Annotated in this window: 14 protein-coding genes; 8 read left to right on the forward strand and 6 right to left on the reverse strand. The window is 60.6% G+C overall.

The features are described 5' to 3' along the window. Positions 1–161: 161 nt before the first annotated feature. Entirely contained in the window at positions 162–647 is a 486-nt protein-coding gene (locus P6U25_RS09985; protein WP_407151133.1) for a PaaI family thioesterase, read from the reverse strand. Positions 648–1,645: 998 nt separating this feature from the next. On the opposite strand from P6U25_RS09985, the gene P6U25_RS09990 reads away from it, so the two are divergent. The 6 genes from P6U25_RS09990 to P6U25_RS10015 all read left to right on the forward strand — a co-directional run bounded on the left by P6U25_RS09990 (position 1,646) and on the right by P6U25_RS10015 (position 8,869). Next, positions 1,646–3,790, forward strand: coding sequence for an acetate--CoA ligase family protein (locus P6U25_RS09990; protein ID WP_407151134.1), 2,145 nt, complete (start codon positions 1,646–1,648; stop codon positions 3,788–3,790). A gap of 208 nt (positions 3,791–3,998) precedes the next feature. Then, positions 3,999–4,877, forward strand: a complete 879-nt coding sequence (locus tag P6U25_RS09995) for an enoyl-CoA hydratase/isomerase family protein (protein WP_407151135.1) — start codon at positions 3,999–4,001, stop codon at positions 4,875–4,877. A 343-nt stretch (positions 4,878–5,220) separates the two neighbouring features. After that, positions 5,221–6,081, forward strand: coding sequence for a MaoC/PaaZ C-terminal domain-containing protein (locus P6U25_RS10000; protein ID WP_407151136.1), 861 nt, complete (start codon positions 5,221–5,223; stop codon positions 6,079–6,081). 596 nt (positions 6,082–6,677) lie between these two features. Then, the gene (locus tag P6U25_RS10005) at positions 6,678–7,280 is read left to right on the forward strand and encodes an acetoacetate decarboxylase family protein (RefSeq protein ID WP_407151137.1); all 603 of its coding nucleotides are present in this window, start codon (positions 6,678–6,680) and stop codon (positions 7,278–7,280) included. A gap of 241 nt (positions 7,281–7,521) precedes the next feature. After that, on the forward strand, positions 7,522–8,313 hold the full coding sequence (locus P6U25_RS10010; protein WP_407151138.1) for a 3-hydroxybutyrate dehydrogenase: 792 nt from the start codon (positions 7,522–7,524) through the stop codon (positions 8,311–8,313). A gap of 31 nt (positions 8,314–8,344) precedes the next feature. Then, positions 8,345–8,869, forward strand: coding sequence for an amidohydrolase family protein (locus P6U25_RS10015; RefSeq protein ID WP_407151139.1), 525 nt, complete (start codon positions 8,345–8,347; stop codon positions 8,867–8,869). A gap of 16 nt (positions 8,870–8,885) precedes the next feature. Here P6U25_RS10015 and tnpC read toward each other — a convergent pair whose 3' ends face one another. Beyond that, positions 8,886–10,538, reverse strand: a complete 1,653-nt coding sequence (gene tnpC / locus P6U25_RS10020) for an IS66 family transposase (RefSeq protein WP_407151140.1) — start codon at positions 10,536–10,538, stop codon at positions 8,886–8,888. 47 nt (positions 10,539–10,585) lie between these two features. Then, positions 10,586–10,774 carry an IS66 family insertion sequence element accessory protein TnpB gene (tnpB, locus tag P6U25_RS10025; RefSeq protein ID WP_407151141.1) on the reverse strand — a complete coding sequence of 63 codons (189 nt, stop codon included), beginning with the start codon at positions 10,772–10,774 and terminating at the stop codon, positions 10,586–10,588. A gap of 272 nt (positions 10,775–11,046) precedes the next feature. Between tnpB and istA the strand changes: the two genes are divergently transcribed. Both istA and istB read left to right on the forward strand, forming a co-directional pair. Next, the gene (istA, locus tag P6U25_RS10030; protein WP_407151142.1) at positions 11,047–12,309 is read left to right on the forward strand and encodes an IS21 family transposase; all 1,263 of its coding nucleotides are present in this window, start codon (positions 11,047–11,049) and stop codon (positions 12,307–12,309) included. After that, entirely contained in the window at positions 12,306–13,163 is an 858-nt protein-coding gene (gene istB / locus P6U25_RS10035; protein ID WP_407151143.1) for an IS21-like element helper ATPase IstB, read from the forward strand. Before istA ends, istB begins: the two co-directional genes overlap by 4 nt. A gap of 20 nt (positions 13,164–13,183) precedes the next feature. Here istB and P6U25_RS10040 read toward each other — a convergent pair whose 3' ends face one another. The 3 genes from P6U25_RS10040 to P6U25_RS10050 are packed head-to-tail and all read right to left on the reverse strand — an operon-like array spanning position 13,184 to position 15,848. Further along, complete coding sequence (locus P6U25_RS10040) at positions 13,184–14,299, reverse strand: tyrosine-type recombinase/integrase (protein ID WP_407151144.1); 1,116 nt, start codon at positions 14,297–14,299, stop codon at positions 13,184–13,186. Next, positions 14,296–15,228 (reverse strand): tyrosine-type recombinase/integrase, encoded by a 933-nt coding sequence (locus P6U25_RS10045; RefSeq protein WP_407151145.1) that lies wholly within the window; start codon positions 15,226–15,228, stop codon positions 14,296–14,298. The genes P6U25_RS10040 and P6U25_RS10045 overlap by 4 nt, the downstream gene beginning before the upstream one ends. Continuing rightward, a complete protein-coding gene (locus P6U25_RS10050) occupies positions 15,225–15,848 on the reverse strand; it encodes a site-specific integrase (RefSeq protein ID WP_407152481.1) in 624 nt (207 codons plus the stop codon). Before P6U25_RS10050 ends, P6U25_RS10045 begins: the two co-directional genes overlap by 4 nt. Positions 15,849–16,498: the final 650 nt, after the last annotated feature.

Here is a 16,498-nt window from a genome sequence, read left to right on the forward strand (position 1 = left end):
GCGAACGAGGTCTCTGCGACTATGTCGCTCAAAGTGCAAGGCTGACGGAAGCGCTCATCTCAACGACCTTGCACCTTTGGGGAATTTCGAGACGATCCCCGCTGAGTTCGGCTTGCCTTCGAGAAAACGGCTGGTACGCTACAAAAAGTAAGACTGCAAACCTATGCGCTTGGCTGTGATAGCCCCTTCTGCTTCACCCGCTTGATCGTGGCGGAGAAGGTGAACAACGTTCGCTCTCCCGTCCTCAATTGACCGCGCAAGAAGATCAGCGAGCCGCCGGCGCGGATAATTTCGCCCGTGCCTACAATCAAGTCACCTTCGCCTGCGGAATCGATAAACTCGCAAGCCATAGCGATGGTCACGCCGGGTCCTTGCAGCACCGGTTTGGCGATCACAAACAAGCAGTAGTCGGCGAATGACAAGAAGCAGCCGCCATGGACATGCCGGGAGGTATTGAGGTGTTTTTCTTTGACCCGGAAGGCGCAGCGCATGCTGCCATCCGGCTCCTGACGATACCAGAAGGGCCCGGTGTGAGCCTCATAATTGTCACCGAAATAGGTCCGCCAGCCAGCGAACTCACCCTCGGTGCCAACGTGAGTGAGCTGGTCCATATGGTCGGAAGTCGCCGGTTTGGTGTGATCGTGCATGAGAACAGGTCCCTAGTTACTTGTGCTCTAACTCCGAGCAGTCGCAGCAAGTTTACAGTGGCGCAAACGAGGATAATCGCCAAGTACGCCGGCGGCGGTGCACACTTTGACCGATTTTTCTGAGCCGGCGCAGGAATTCATCGTAGAAATAGGCGTACAGAAAGAACAATCGCGTCATCGAGAGCCGGCAGGGGCCACTGATACGGATGCCCGCTACCGGCGTAATCTCGTTCGTGTCGCCCAGGCTGTTGGTCCGGTTCCTTTTCTTCAGTAGCTCAAGACCGCGAGCGTGCGGCCATGATTGACCGCTTCAACCTAGACACGCGCGCGCGAGAGACCATGAGCGACTCGTATGCCTTGCCAAGAGCGTTGACACTTGGCTCTCGCGGCAACTCCATGGATGCGCTCTCGTCACGCCCCCCAGCCGGCCGGCAAGCTACAAGCGAGCTGCGATTTTGGCTTCGTAACCACCCCATGCTCCATCACGTATTTTGAAGCCGCTCCTGCTCATGAAATTTCGACGTTAGCCGAGCCTGTCGAGCCCGGAGCCTCGAGCGCGGGTTGAAGTCTCGACTAAGCTATGTGACCGCCGCTACGGTCGGGATGATCGCTGGAGGACTTCAGGCGAGCGGCCTTGTCAATTTGCCTGGCGCCGAAAAGTAGTTCGGGTCGCCCAGATTATGCGGTATTTCTTCGAATATAACCCGTTCTTGCGGTTTTTATGCGGAAACAATGGCCCACTATTAATTTGTCCTGCTGCTCGAGGCAGTTCGCCCTTCGCTACAGAGCCTATACGATGCTTCCGCGATCCAAATTCAGCAAAGAGCAACCAATCCCCGATCGGCTCATGATCAATCCTGTGGGCTGGCGCGGGATGCAGATTAGACGTCTTGATCGTGAGGCCTGCCAGCTCGATGTCGTGGCGGCGCAGAAGGCGCCCCTGCCAAACAATCAAATGCGGCGGGCTCAATCGTCTTGACTCCGGATGGAGTTCCACGATGCCCACGCCTGAAAACGGAGATCCCACTGGTATGAACAAGTCGCGCGCGGCCAGCTCTAACGAGCTGTCGGCTCTCTTTCGCCCAAACTCGATCGCCGTCGTTGGCGCCAGTCCAACCCAGATCTGGGGCCGTCAAGCGCTCGAGAACATCCAAAAACTCGGGTACTCGGGCAAAGTGGCCGTGGTCAATCCCAAGTACGAAGAAGTTCTGGGGTACCCGTGCTACCCCTCGATCAAGAGCATGCCCTTTGTGCCGGAGGCAATTTTTGTCTTGCGCAACCGTGAGTCGACGGTCTCCGTGATTGAGGAGGCGGCGGATGCCGGTGTGCGGGCTGCGGTAGCCGTTGCGATCGGCTTTGCAGAAACGGGAGCAGAGGGGGCGGCGGCACAAGCTCGGATTGTGGACGTCGCGCAAGCGGCAGGGTTGGTGGTTGTCGGGCCGAACTGCAGCGGACTGATCAACTGGGTTGACCGCGTGCCTCTCCATCTCGGAGATGTGCAGGCCAGGCCGGCGGGGCGCGTCGCGCTTTTTGCGCAAGGTGGCGGACCCAAGACGTCACTCGTTGCAAACAAGCGCGGCGTCCATTGGAGCCATATCGTGACTTGCGGGAACGAAGCCGTCCTGGGCAGTGCCGACTTCCTTCGATACTTTGTCGATGACCCGCGCGTAAAAGTTATCTGCGGCTTCGTCGAAGCAATCCGCGATCCCGAGCGTTTCTTTTTCGAGTGTGATCGAGCGCGCGCCGCCAACAAGCCGGTAATCATCTTGAAGGCGGGACGCTCCGAGGCCGCTCAAAGGATGGCTGCGGCACATACAGGCGCACTTGCCTCGCCGTATCGGCTCTACCGCGAACTCTTTAGAAGGCACGGCGTTGTGCAGGTAGAATCGATGGAGGATCTGCTCGCGTCCGCCATCATTATGCAGGCAAGGCGATCTCCAGGTGAAGGAAGGCTTGGGGTGGCCTCTGCGTCAGGCGGTCTACTCGAATTGATCCTGGATGAGTCGGCGAAGTACCCCTCGCTCAATTATCCTAATTTTGAGGCGCGTACCGCTAGCAAACTTCGGGACCTCTTGCCTAACGTCCTTGAGTGTAAAAATCCCCTGGATTCTTGGGGCGTTGCGAATATGGAGGACTCCTATCCCAAGATATTGGAGACCGTTGCACGCGATCCCAATTTCGATGTCGTCGCAACATTCTATGACCCGAACCAGGCCGGTACAGGGAATGCCTACGAACAGGATGTGTTCGCCGACAGTGCAGTGAAGGCCGCCGCTGCGACCGACAAGCTCGTCACCTTGATTACGCCGCTAGCTGGCTCGACGCCTCCGGAGGCCGTCGAAGATTTCCTGGACAAGGATGTCGCAGTCCTCGGTATTCAAGATGCGTTTGGCGCGCTCGATCGCGCCGTGAGGTGGGCGCGACCCGTGGCTCCGATCGCAGACGAGCCGCCGATTGACAGCTCCGGGATGGCGAAGCTGATCCGTGAGTTTGAGGGCAAGCCCTTCGCTGGGAGGCCGGCGTTGGATTTTCTTGCCGCCGCAGGCATTCCGGTGGTTGAGAGCCGCTTCGTGACTGATGTAAATAATGCAGTTCGCGCGGCAGAAGAGGTTGGTTACCCCGTCGTTGTGAAGATCGGCGACACCGGTACGTTGCATCGAACCGAGCTATCCGGCGTGGTCACGAACTTGCGGGACGCACAAGACGTTTCCAAGGCAGCGGAAAGACTCTTCTCGGCCGGCTCAAAGGTCCTCATCATTCAGCCATACGTAAGGGATGGTATCGAGATGATCCTCGGTTTGGAGACCGATGACGTCCTCGGGACATTCGTTTTGATCGGCCAAGGCGGCATCTGGACCGAAATCATGGATGACGCAGCACTCCGACCCGTTGGGCTTAGGGTCGGTGAACCGGAGCAGATGCTCGCAGAACTCCGGACAGGACGACTCCTCCGCGGAGTTCGCGGTGCTGCCGCTCTCGACACACAAGCTCTCGTTGGTGCTGTGAGGCGGCTGGATGCCATTGCACGGAGCCTCGGTGACCAACTCCGCTCGATCGACATTAATCCACTCTTCGTGCGCAAGCAGGGAGTAGTCGCGGTTGATGCGCTGATAGTGCCCGCGCACGGGTCGCGCAACAAATGAAAGACGGACCTTGGTCGTGCCGGAAACAATGCGGTTTCGGACTAAGCATATAGACTACTTTTACGGAGGAGATCCGAGGGCGGGCGCCGGTGCTGCAACGCTCGGATTGAAACTCTAATCCCTTAGCCATTTCTCGTCGCCGAGTCACCGGGACGAAAGAAGTGACTAAGGTTGTGATCGGCAGTCAACTTACAGAAGGACGTATCAGATGGCCTACAGCACCATTCTCTACGACGTGGACGATCGTGTCGCGTGGATTACCCTAAACCGGCCAGACAAGATGAATGCTCTGTCCCTCAAGGTCTGCGCCGAATTCCAAGATGCGCTCGCAGTTGCCGACCGCGATCCGGAGGTTCGTGTTGTCGTGGTCAAGGGCGCGGGCGAACGCGCGTTTTCAACTGGCTTTGACCTCGATGAAGACGAAACGGGGCAAGGCCACCGAACCATGGACGACTGGAGCAGGCGTATTAGTCAAGACGTCAAGTTCATGTATTCTGTCTTCGATTGCACGAAGCCAGTTATCGCGATGATTAGCGGCTATTGCCTGGCGGGGGCTCTAGAGTTCGCCCAAATGTTTGACATTCGCTACTGCTCTGAGGATACGCGCTTTGGAGCGATCGAGGCCCGGTTTGCCTCTGGTAATGCTATGCTTGCGATGCCCTACATAATCGGTCAGCGGTGTCGCGAATTGCTTTACACCGGAGATATGTTCGGCGCTCAAGAAGCCTACCGGCTCGGACTAGTCAATCGTGTCTTCCCCAAGGACAAACTCGAGGAGGAAGTCACACGCATTGCGAAGCGTATGTCTCGTGTCGCCTTGCCAACCTTGATGTGGAACAAGAAGGCACTCAACGCTGCACTGATCGCGGGCGGATTCGATTCTGCTCTACGCTACAGTGCTGCGACCTGTCTAATCGCTGATAATACCGAATCCGAGTTCAAACGCTTCCGTGAGCTGCAATGGACGGAAGGCGTGGGGGCGGCAGTCAAGTGGCGTGACTCAATCTTTGCGCCGTTCGAGTCCGAAACGTCCTGGGTGCGCTCAAAATCCAAGAAATCCGCTACTGGCGAGGACGGACCGAGCTGATTGGCGCCAATGGTGAGGTGCAGAAGCAATGATTATCAAAAGGCGCGCAGCGTGAGGTTCTCTGGTCTCTACTCTGCGCAGAAGACGATAATTCTTTCTTTCCCTTTGGCATCGCAGTAGCCGGCATCCATACAGGGGGCGCGGCCGATTCATAACAGCTTAGAGTTGAGACGCTAACAGCACAACGTTCAACGCGAGAGCCGCAACGGGGCGTTAGCTTCGCAGCCGGGCTCAGCCACGCCCCCCTCAACAAGTTCTGCGCGATGCGGCCCTCCCAATGGCAATCGCACAAGGACAACGCGTACCGACCAGTATTGCTCAAGTGTTCAGTAGGAAACCGCACATGCCAATCAATTACGAAGAAGCGATGGCCATGAAGAATCTTGGTCAGAAATATAGCTACGCAGATCGAGAGGCGATGCTGTATGCTTATGGCATCGGAATGGGGGCTGATCCTCTGAACGAGCAAGAGCTTGCTTTCGTCAACGAGGCGACGGCAACGCCGCGGCCTCTGAAAGTGATGCCGACCTTTGCCACCGTTGCTGCCTGGGGAGCTTGGCCGGGTAGGCTGGACATCAATCGCGTAACGTTGGTGGATGGCGAGTGCGATCTCACGTTGCACCAGCCGCTGCCGGCCGCCGCAGATATTATAGCGGACTCTTCGGTGGCTGGGATCTACGATAAAGGTAAGGACAAAGGTGCGGTCATCCGCTTTCAAACCGTGCTCAAGAACACCAGCGGCGACGCACTCGCGACGCTGGTGACCTCTAACTTCGCGCGTGGCGATGGCGGTTTTGGCGGGCCCTCCGGCGGACAGCCCGCGCCACATCAGATACCGGCTCGTACCCCCGACAAGATCATCGATATCCCCACGCGTGCCGACCAAGCCCTGATCTATCGGCTTTGTGGCGATCGCAACCCGTTGCACTCTGATCCAGAATTCGCCAAGCGCGCCGGGTTTTCCAGGCCGATTCTGCACGGCCTGTGCACTTACGGAATTACCTGCCGCGGCGTTCTGCAAACCTATGCCGATTATGATCCGACCACCATCAAGCGGCATGCGGCGCGATATTCCGCGCCGCTGTATCCCGGTGAGACGATCACGCTGGAGATGTGGAAGGACGGAAACGTGATCTCGTTCGAAGCCAAGGTAAAAGAGCGCGCCGTCACAGTGATTAAGAATGGCATGACAGTACTTGGGTAATTCGATCAGACCTGTCACCGATGTTTTTCGGGTGAGCTACCCGGTGGGCTCGGCGGTTGTAAGCACCGGCGAGCCCCGCTTGGCGGCAAGCTCGATCTCACTAGGCCCAGCTGGGCGCTTGCCCATGATGCGGGGAAATTTGTCCGTGTGGCTAGCAGCGATTGCGCCGGTTGCAACGTGCATTCGTTACTCAATGTCCAAAGTGGTTCCCTAGAGCTTATGTCGCTTCGTCCTTTGGTGCGCTCAATGAAGGATGAATGGGCGATCTTTGCGACGAAGTTTCTGCGCCGAAGCAACGTAATTTGCTGGAAATGTGCGCATCCGCGAGAAAGTCGACCATTTTCTCCTCAGTGACCGGATAAGTTTCGGTTGTCGTCGAGTGGTCGGCGAAGGCGAACGGATTGCTCGTCAAGCGCAAGGCGACAACCGACCATGTGCCAGCGGCCGTGCGCGTGAGCGCACGTGCAAGGCAATACCCTCGCGCAAGGGGTTGACCACCGTTCTGTGAACCACGGGTATCGCCTTGGTTCGCATCGGAGTTGACGTAGAGAGAGGCAGGAGGATCAATCGTGGTTCACGCTCATAAGGACGGACTGATGTATCGAATGCCGTACGGCTTCGGGCCTACGGCAGGACCTCGTCAGGGGCCCGACTATAAGCGTTTCGATTGCTCGAATGCGCCTCACCGGTGGCAGGCGGCAGTCAGCTTCCTCACTGATCGTAATCACCTCGATCGTTTGCTCCCTCCCGGGTTTGCCCTCGCCGGCGATCCCATCGTGACGGTGGAATTCCGTGTGCTGAGCGAGCTGCCCTGGCTTGCCGGCCGTGGCTATTCCATATTGAAGGTGAATTTCCCCGCGGCCTACAATGGCAAGCGCGACAAAGCGGTCGGCAGTTTCTGCTCTGTCCTTTGGGAAAACCTCGCTGATCCAATCTTAAGTGGTCGGGAGGAGCTTGGCTTTGCAAAACTTTGGTGTGAGCTGCCGCCGCCGCGAATCATGGGCGATCGGGTGACCTGTACGGCATCTTGGCTGGGACATGAGTTCGCCATCCTGGAGCTCACGGATCTAGCCGAAGCCGAGCCTCGGAACCCTGCCTTTCCGGGGCTTGGCGGTCAGGCTGGTGATGGCACACTGCACTACAAGTACATCCCGCAGACGGGGAGTGGGGGAAAGCCGCCGTTGCGCATGCCTGTCTGACGCCGCCGACGGGCGGCCCTACCGTTGAAAGACTGCGTCTTGGCACGGGCCGGGTGAACTTTCGTCCCACGACCTGGGAGCAGATGCCGACGCAGTTCCACATCGTTCAGGCCCTTTGCGCTCTGCCGATTCTGGAACAGCGCGAGGCTTGGTGCGTCGAAATCCGCGGCGATTCAGACCTGTCGCAACAGCGCGCTCTCGTCTGACCGCTCCTCCTATCTACCAAAGAAGAACTTTGCTTATGCTCCACACGTCGCTTGAAGGTCGCATCGCACTCGTCACCGGATCAACCAGCGGTATCGGCCTCGCTATTGCGCGACGTCTTGCGCGAGATGGTGCTACGGTATGCCTACATGGCCTGGGTGAACCTTCACAGATCGAGGCAGCGATATCGGACGCTGCTGCACAAACGGCGCCACGGCCACGACACTTCGGTGCCAATCTGACCGACCCCACAGCCGCCACGAGTCTCATTGAGGAAGTCGAAAATACTGTCGGCAAAATTGACATCCTGGTCAACAGCGCGGGAATCCAACACGTCTCCCCAGTGACGGAGTTCTCACTCGAGCGATGGAACGCTGTGCTCGCGGTGAACCTCACGGCGGCGTTCCTAACTATACAGCGCGCGCTCCCTGCAATGTTGGACCGTAATTGGGGTCGGATCATCAACATTGCGTCGGTTAGTGCTTATTTCGGCGTTCCAAACAAAGCGGCCTACGCCGCTAGCAAGCACGGGCTGCTCGGTCTAACGAAGGTGGTTTCGTCTGAGACTGCACGAACCGGTGTAACGTGCAACGCCGTCTGCCCCGGCTGGGTTCTCACGCCGCTTGTGGAACGACAGATCGAGGCCCGGGCGGCCCGCGACGCAGTGAGCTTTGAGACCGCACGGGCTGAGCTGGTATCAAGCCAGCCATCGGGCCAGTTCGTGAAGCCTGAGCAGGTCGCGGGGTTAGTCTCGTTTCTGTGCTCGCCAGATGCCGACGAGGTGCGCGGCGTAGGCTGGAACATGGACGGCGGCCGGTCTGCGCGCTAGCGGCTCCGTCCGAAGCGACGGCCTGAATCTCATGCGAACGCTATGCCGCAATCTCTCGATTCGGCAAACCGGCCAAGTTGACGGAGTGTCGGCAAGCAATCCATCTGCCAACTGCTCCGTGGGAGCACTCTCTCGCCTGCTGCAGGATTTTCCCGACACCCGGTTTGTCCTGGTGCATATCGGACGTCCCTACGAGAAAGAGTTCCGTGCACTGACCAAACACTATAGGAAGGTGATAATCGACATCTCCTGGGCTGGTCTGGATTATCAACCCGGCGGCGAGCATTCGCTTCTTCAAGGAGTTTCTCACTGGCGGTTCCGGCCAGCAAGGTCTTCAGCTTCGGCGACGATTCTCTCGCCGTCGAGCCAATCTATGGCTATGCCTGCACCGCCCGTCGGGCATCGCGCCGGCACTCTGGCAACTACTCGCCGAAGGTTGGATAGTCCCGGAGGAAGCTCCCGAACTTATCGAGTGATCATCTGTCGTCGCGCTAACACGTGGTATCCGGTACGCATACGGATTGACGCATGCGCGCGGGCACGGCGAGCTCTATGATGGCGTTGCGTGAAGATCAGGCGGCCTGCTGATCGGCGGGCTTGTCGGCTTGGCGTAGGCGTTTCCATTCCCAGGGCAGCAATTCGTGCAGACGCGACGCGGGAAGATCGGCGATACGGGCGAGGATGTCGGCGAGCCAGGCCTTGGGATCGATTTCGTTGAGGCGACAGGTCGTGATCATCGTCAGCATGATGGCGGCCCGGTCAGCGCCGCGCTGGCTGCCGGCGAAGGTCCAGTTGCGCCTTCCCAAGGCGATGCCTCTCAATGCGCGCTCAGCGCAATTATTTGTCAAGCAGATCCTGCCATCGTCGAGGAAGCGGGCGAAGTCGCCCCAGCGCCTGACTATGTAGTTGATCGGCTTCAGGACCTCGGAGGAGCGCGAGAGGGTTTCGCGCTCGCGCAACAACCAGGCGTGAATGTCCTCGAGAAGCGGCTTGCTCTTTTCCTGGCGCACGGCGCGCCGCTCGTCGGCGCCGCGGCCGTTGATGGCGCGCTCGATCTCGAACAACGCATCGAGGCGTCTGACCGCCTCCAGCGCGATCGGAGAGACCGGTTTGGCCTTCTTGCCTTCCCGGGCATTTTTCTCGATGTCAGCCAGCTCGAAGAAGCCCCGCCGCGCATGGGCAAAGCAAAACGCCGGCGTGATCGGCAGCACCTTCTTCTGCGGGTCGAACAGCGGCTCGAAGCCGCTGTAGCAATCGGCTTGCAGAATACCGGCAAAGGCGGCCAGATGCTTCTGGGGATGCTCGCCTCGTCGGTCGCTCGAGGCGTAATAGACCGCCGCCGGCGGCGCTGGCCCGGCGAAGGGCCGGTCATCCCGCACATAAGTCCAGATCCGCCCGGTCGTGCACTTGCCCTTCGCCAGGATACGGATGGTGGTGTCATCGCCATGAAGGCGCTCGGCCGCGACCACATGGCGTTCGATCAAGTGGAAGAGCGGCATGACGACGAAGGTCCCGTGGCCGACCTGGTCGGCCAGCGTCGACAACGGCAGGTCGATCCCCTCGGCCTTGAAGCGCGCACTCTGGCGGTTGAGCGGGATATGCATGCCGAACTTGTCGAACAGGATCGTCGCCAGCAATTGTGGGCCGATGAAGCCGCGCGGCGTGGCGTGGAACGGCGCGGGCGGCTGGCTGATCTTCTCGCAATCGCGGCAGGTGAACTTCTCGCGTACCGTCTCGATCAGCTTGAAGCGGCGCGGGATCTCCTCCAGCGTCTTGGTCACATCCTCACCGATCTTCGCCAGCCGCGATCCACCGCAGCAGGCACAGGTCGTTGGAGCCTCAATGACGACGCGCTCGCGTTCGATGTCGTCTGGCCATGGTTTGCGCACCGGCCGCTTGCGCATGAAGGGGCGGACGTTCTGCGTCTTCGCCGATGCGGCCTGCGCGGCAAGCTCATCCTCGCTCGCCGTGGTGACGAGTTCTTCGAGCTCCAACTCCAGCTGCTCGAGCAGCCGTGCCGAGCGCTCGGAGCGCTGCCCGTACAGTTCGCGTTTGAGCTTCTCGATCCGCAGCTCGAGATGCGCGATCAGCGCCTCGTTGTCCGACAGCTCCGCCTGCGCACTGGCAGCCACCGCCTCGGCTCGCAGCCGCGCCTCACGCTCGGCCTGCAGCGCCGCCAGGGCACTCGCAAGGTCCGATGGAAGATCGTCCGGCTTCGATATCATGAAGCCATTGAATCAGATCAAGCAGCAGATTCAAACCGTAAAAGCGGCTATCCGACCCGCGTCGGCCGATGGGTTTCTTGAGGATTACGCCAATCGATCCCGGACAGCAGATAGCTCAACTGCGCCGGCGATATCGTTACCGATTCACCGGCAACCGATGGCCAGATGAACTTTCCTCTCTCGAGTCTTTTTGTGAACAAGCAGGCTCCCTGGCCATCGTGCCAGATCGCCTTCACAAGATCGCTGCGGCGACCGCGGAAGACGAACAGATGACCGCTGAACGGTTATGTTGCGTGCAACATAACCATTCTTATGTGTCGGACGAGATTATGTGGCGGAGGTGTCACTGGGCGGTGAATACTCCCCAAATATGGGCATCGAAAATTCCCTAGGTGGCATCCCAGCCTGAAGGGGCCGCGGCGCGTAGGCCCCACATACCGGAGCGCTGCGGCCCCTTCAGGCTTTCCGCATCCGATCCTGTCCCGAAGTGATTCGGGGGGCGGAACGGATGATCCAGCTTGGAGATCTCATCGTGATTTTGGACCTTCACCGTCAGGGCTTGTCGATTAGCGCGATTGCCCGGCGCACGGGGCGCGACCCGAAAACGATCCGCAAATACATCGCGCGTGGTCTCGAGCCACCCGCCTATGGCCCTCGCCAGGCTGGCCGGCCGAACAAACTCGCACCCTATCTGGACTATCTGCGCGAGCGCATCGCCGCATTCCCCGACTTGAGTGCCATCCGGTTAACGCGCGAGCTTCGCGAGCGTGGCTACACCGGCGCCTACACGGCCGTGAAACGCTTCGCGGCTGCGATCCGTCCCGACAACGCACCTAAACCCTTTGAGGTGCGATTTGAGACGCCTGCCGGGAAGCAGGCGCAAGTGGACTTTGCTCGCTTCGTGACCATCTTCACCGACGAGCCCGGTGTGACACGGATCATTTGGCTGTTCTCGATGGTGCTCGGCCATTCGCGGTTCATCTTCGCCCGCTTCGTCATGCATCAGGACCTGCAGACGCTGCTGCGCTGCCACATACAGGCTTTTGCGGTCATCGGCGGTGTCCCGATCGAGATCCTTTACGACCGCATGAAGACGGCCGTGACGGGCGAGGACGGCGATGGTCACATCGTCTATAACCGGTCGCTCCTGGCGCTCGCACAACATTACGGCTTCCATCCGAGGGTCTGCCGGCCGTACCGCGCCAAGACCAAGGGCAAGGTCGAGCGTCCGTTCAGCTACATCCGGCAGGACTTCTTCCTCGCGCGCAGCTTCCGCAATCTCGACGATCTCAACACCCAGCTCGATGACTGGCTCGCGACGGTTGCGAACGTACGCGTGCATGGCACCACGCAGAAAGTCGTCGCTGAGGCGTTTGCCGCCGAAAGACCCGAGCTGCAGGCGTTGCCGGCAGGGCCGTTCGACGCGCTGCTCAAACTCGAGCGCCGTGTCAGCCACGACGGGCTCGTGTCGATCGGCGGCAACTATTACAGCGTACCAGACCGTACGCGGCGCATTGTCGAAGTGCAGCAATTGCCTGATGTAATCCGCATTCTCGACCAAGGCGAAATCGTCGCCGTCCATCCCGTTCTGGAAGGCCGCCGGCGAACTCGCGTCGCCCCCGAGCATCGCCAGGCCGTCAACCGATCCAGGTCGCGACCTGGCGTGTCCGAAGCCCTCGTCGGTCGGGCCGGCGATCACATCCCACGACGGTCGTTGGAGTTTTACCAAGCTGTCGGCAAACGGCTCGCCCACTCGGGAGGCCGGCCATGACCATCCACACGCAACCGGCAGCGATCGACAGCGTCAAGAAAAGCCTGGTCGCACTCAGGATGCCACGTGCGCTGGAAATATTGGACACTACGCTGCGGCGAGTCGAACAGGGTGAGGTCACCTGGATTGAGGCGCTCGATCAGCTGCTTGTCGAGGAGCTGACGTTGCGCGACAATCGCCGTGTCAGCACCGCGCTGAGAATGTCTCGCCTGACCACCGTCAAAACGCTCGCCGGCTTCGACTTCGCATTCCAGCCCTCGCTCGATCGCAATCGCATCCTGGCGCTTGCCGAATTGAAGTTCATCGACCGCGCCGAGGTGGTCCATCTGCTTGGGCCACCCGGCACCGGCAAGAGCCATCTCGCGACGGCGCTCGCGGTCGAGGCCGTCAAGGCGGGAAAGAGCGTCGCGTTCGCCACGCTCGCCGACATCGTCACCACCCTCGCAAAAGCCGAACGCGAAGGCACTTTGCGCGAGCGCCTGCGGTTCCTCGCCCGCGCCTCCCTCCTTGTCGTCGACGAGATCGGTTACCTCCCGGTCGTGCCCGGCGGCGGCAATCTGTTCTTCCAGTTGGTCAACGCCCGCTATGAAAAAGGCGCGATGATCCTCACTTCGAACCGCGGCTTCGCCGAATGGGGCGAGGTCTTTGGTGATGCCGTCGTCGCCACAGCATTGCTTGATCGCCTGCTTCACCACGCAGTTGTTATCCAAATCGAGGGATCGAGCTATCGGCTTCGCCAGCACGCTGCCCTCGTACCGGAAAACGTCCGCTCGCGCCCGCTCACAAACCCGCCGCAGCCCAAGCGCCGCGGCCGCCCACCCGGAAGGACCAATAACGATCCCGATAGCGGCTGATCCCCGAACCACAATCACCGTCACCTAGGGAAATTTGGAAGCCCATTCTTACGGAAAGTTCGCTGCCCGTTGACAGGAGGCGCCCTAACGCCAGCCAGGGCCGGCCATCCAGGGTTTCTCCGCCACATAATAATCAGATGTTGGCCAGCAGCTGCAGGATGTTGTCGTTCGGCCGGAAGCGCGCGCTGCGGTCGCCTGAGACGCCCGCCTTCTCGAGTCCCCGGCGCATCATCTCGACATCCGCAGCGGCGTATCGGTGGGTTGTGGCGAGCATGGCCAAGCCAAGCCTGGATCGTCAGGAGGTCCACGCCTGACCGGAGAAGCTTCATGGCGAGGGAATGCCGGAAGATGTGCGGCGATATCGGCTTGCCCTCCAAGCTTGGCCTCGTAGACCCGGCCTGGGAGGCGGCACGCCGCACGATGTGTGTCGCGCCGAAACGCGTCAGGCGCTCGTTGTGGACCCCGACGAAGATCGGCCGCGGTTCATGATTGGCGAGGCCGCGTTCGCTCAATAGATCCGTCAGCGATCGCACCAGATCCTTAGGAATGGGAACGACGCGATCTCGGCGTCCCTTGCCGTGAAGCAGCACCTGCGGGCGTCCTCGCTCCAACTGAAGGTCGTTCGCGTTGACGCCGGTCGCTTCGGACACGCGAGCGCCGGTTCTGGCCAAGAAGAGCAGAAAGGCCCGGTCACGCCGGCCGCGGGGCGTCGTCTGATCAGGGGCTGCGATGATGGCCTCCACCTCGGCGTTGGTGAGATGATGCGTCACCTCGATGTGGGCCCGTTTGGTGGGGATCGTCAGAACCCGTTGGGCGACGCCGAACGAGGCGGGATCGGCGGCAGCGACGTGATGGAAGAAGGATCGGATCGCGGCTAGTCGGGCGTTGCGCGTTGCGACGGAGTTGTTCCGCTTCTCCTCAAGCTCGTCAAGAAAGGCGAGAACAAGGTCCCGATCGAGATCCTCAAGGGCCAGCGCCGCCGGCTTCTTCCCCAAATGGGCGGCGGCAAAGAGGATCAGCATGCGCAAGGCATCGCGATAGCTGGCTAGGGTCGCGGAGGTCGCGTTGCGCTGCTTGGTCAACCGGCGACGAAAGTACGACTCCAGGAGCGGCGCCAACAGGAGGTGTTCGTTCATGCCGCGCCTCCGTCGAGGAAGGCGCGCTCAGCCGCGATGGCGAGGAGATCCGACGAGCCGGTGAGGTAGTAGGCTGTGTCGCTATAGTTGGCGTGGCCGAGGTAGGTGGCGAGTAAGGGCAGCAGCGCTTGGACGTCTGCGCGCTGTTGGTGCCACAGCCTGAGCCTGGTCACCGCGAACCGGTGCCGGAGATCGTGCGGTCGCAGAGGCTTGCCATTGTCAAGACCCGCGAGCTTGCGTGCCTTAGCGAAGTTGCTTTGCAGGCCGGTCGCCGACAGACGGCAGCCTCGCGAGCTGAGGAAGAAGGCCTCGCCTTTGGGCCTGGGAAACACGGTGTCGCGCTCACGGGCGTATCGACGAAGGGCTGCCTGGGTCGTTGGGTGAACAGGAATCAGGCGGTCTTTACGGAACTTGGTTTTACGGACGAGGACGACCCCGTTGGTCAGATCGACGTCGCCGCGATCAAGGCTGACCACTTCGCCCGATCGTAATCCCGTGCTGGCCAACAATCCGATTAGCGTCGCCATCGTGCGGCCCCTGAGAGGGTTCCCTGGCGAAATGAAGCTGCATGCGTCGATAAGCGACGTCAGCTCAGCCTCACTTAGGATGCGCGGCGGCGGAATCGCCCTGGACCGCGGGAAAGCTTTGCGCTCCAAGACCTCGGTCTGGGGATCGTAGACGACCAGGTACTCGTAGAATCGGCGGAGCACGCCGTGACGGACCGCGCGGCTGTCGGCGGCGCCACCGAACGACAGGACGAAGTCCAGCGCCATCGTCCGGGTGGCGGGCGCACCCAGCCGAGATCGCTCGACGTAGCGAACGAAAGCCCGCAGCGTGCCGGCTTGCTTGTTGAAGGCGTAGCCGAGGGAGCGGCGCAGCTCGATGTAGCGCTCGACCTTGTCGCCGAGGAATGCGGCAAAGGCGGTCATGCGGCGCCTCCCGGAAAGGGAAGCGCGACCTCAGCGAGCTGCGAGGCCGCGACCTTCACGTACAGCGCCGTTGTGTTGATGCTTCGGTGCCCTAGAAGATCGGCGACCTCGTTGATCGGCCTTCGTCGCCCCACGAGCTGGGTGGCTAGACTGTGGCGCAGGAGATGTGCGCCTCCGACGCGACCGAGCTCGATCCCACCATGCTGCAATCGCTTCCGCACGATCCTCGAAACAGACGACGCGTACTTGAATGGTCCCACGGGCGGCGTGAAGGACAGGAACAGATGCTGACTATCGACCTTCGGTCGAGCCCGCAGGATGTAGTCGGCGAGCGCGGCGCCGGTCTCCTCGACGAGCGGGGCCACTCGGTCACGCTTGCCCTTGGTGCGCCGGACAAAAACCTCGCCAGCTCGCCAGTCGATATCCCGGAGCTGAAGAGCGCGTAGCTCGCCGTTGCGAATGCCTGTGGTGGCGAGCAACAACAGGACAGCTCGATCGCGAAGGTCGATCGGCGTCGCCTTGCCGATCGCATCGATGGCGCGGCGAACATCATCCCACGAAAGCCGGGGCGGTAAATGGGCCAGTCGCCAATATGGCGTTCTTGGAACGACGGGAGCCAGATCCTGCTCGTGGTGGCCACCCCAATGCAGAAAGCGGAGAAACGTTCGGATGTGAGAGATCGCCGCCGTGCGAGTGCCGGAGGTCGCCGAGAGCGACAGCCGATACTCGACAGCGGCAAGGACATGCTCTGCCGCCAACGCCTCGAGGTCTTGGCCAGGATGGCGATGACGGAGCCAATCCAGAAAGCGCCGTGCGCCCAGGAGAACGCCATCGCGGGACCTTGGCTCAAGGCCTCGTACCCTGCTCAGATAGTCAGAAAAGGAGCGCAAAAGCGGAGCGTCCGGATCATCGACTACAATGGGCGTCGAAGCAATGAATCGTTCGGGCGCCACCCGTCGCGCGTGTTGGAGCGCAGACACTGCCGCAATCCGCGGTGGGTCCGTGGTGAATGTGCATAGATAGCTATCGACGATAGCTTCGCCGATCGGCCGTGAACCGCAATGTGCTGCAGCAAAACGGCCGAACCGCGCGATCCGGCTCAGATAAACCTTAGCGGGTGCTTGCTTGTAACCGAGCGAGAAGAAGTGCCCCGCGATGCGATCCATCTCGGCGCCGAGCGCCCCGTCACGAAGGCGCTTAAGCACCCCACGGTACGAAAAATAGAACTCGAGCATTGTGCCCCTCCGGCGTTACGGCGCAGGGGGATCCC

This window comes from Bradyrhizobium sp. ORS 86 (genome assembly GCF_045571475.1).
Taxonomy (GTDB): Bacteria; Pseudomonadota; Alphaproteobacteria; order Rhizobiales; family Xanthobacteraceae; genus Bradyrhizobium.

Excerpts from the sequence above, each read along its gene's own strand:
- P6U25_RS09985 (WP_407151133.1), bottom strand. The coding sequence starts at position 647 with ATGCACGATCACACCAAACCGGCGACTTCCGACCATATGGACCAGCTC.
- P6U25_RS09990 (WP_407151134.1), top strand. The coding sequence starts at position 1,646 with ATGCCCACGCCTGAAAACGGAGATCCCACTGGTATGAACAAGTCGCGC.
- P6U25_RS09995 (WP_407151135.1), top strand. The coding sequence starts at position 3,999 with ATGGCCTACAGCACCATTCTCTACGACGTGGACGATCGTGTCGCGTGG.
- P6U25_RS10000 (WP_407151136.1), top strand. The coding sequence starts at position 5,221 with ATGCCAATCAATTACGAAGAAGCGATGGCCATGAAGAATCTTGGTCAG.
- P6U25_RS10005 (WP_407151137.1), top strand. The coding sequence starts at position 6,678 with ATGTATCGAATGCCGTACGGCTTCGGGCCTACGGCAGGACCTCGTCAG.
- P6U25_RS10010 (WP_407151138.1), top strand. The coding sequence starts at position 7,522 with ATGCTCCACACGTCGCTTGAAGGTCGCATCGCACTCGTCACCGGATCA.
- P6U25_RS10015 (WP_407151139.1), top strand. The coding sequence starts at position 8,345 with ATGCGAACGCTATGCCGCAATCTCTCGATTCGGCAAACCGGCCAAGTT.
- tnpC (WP_407151140.1), bottom strand. The coding sequence starts at position 10,538 with ATGATATCGAAGCCGGACGATCTTCCATCGGACCTTGCGAGTGCCCTG.
- istA (WP_407151142.1), top strand. The coding sequence starts at position 11,047 with ATGATCCAGCTTGGAGATCTCATCGTGATTTTGGACCTTCACCGTCAG.
- istB (WP_407151143.1), top strand. The coding sequence starts at position 12,306 with ATGACCATCCACACGCAACCGGCAGCGATCGACAGCGTCAAGAAAAGC.
- P6U25_RS10040 (WP_407151144.1), bottom strand. The coding sequence starts at position 14,299 with ATGAACGAACACCTCCTGTTGGCGCCGCTCCTGGAGTCGTACTTTCGT.
- P6U25_RS10045 (WP_407151145.1), bottom strand. The coding sequence starts at position 15,228 with ATGACCGCCTTTGCCGCATTCCTCGGCGACAAGGTCGAGCGCTACATC.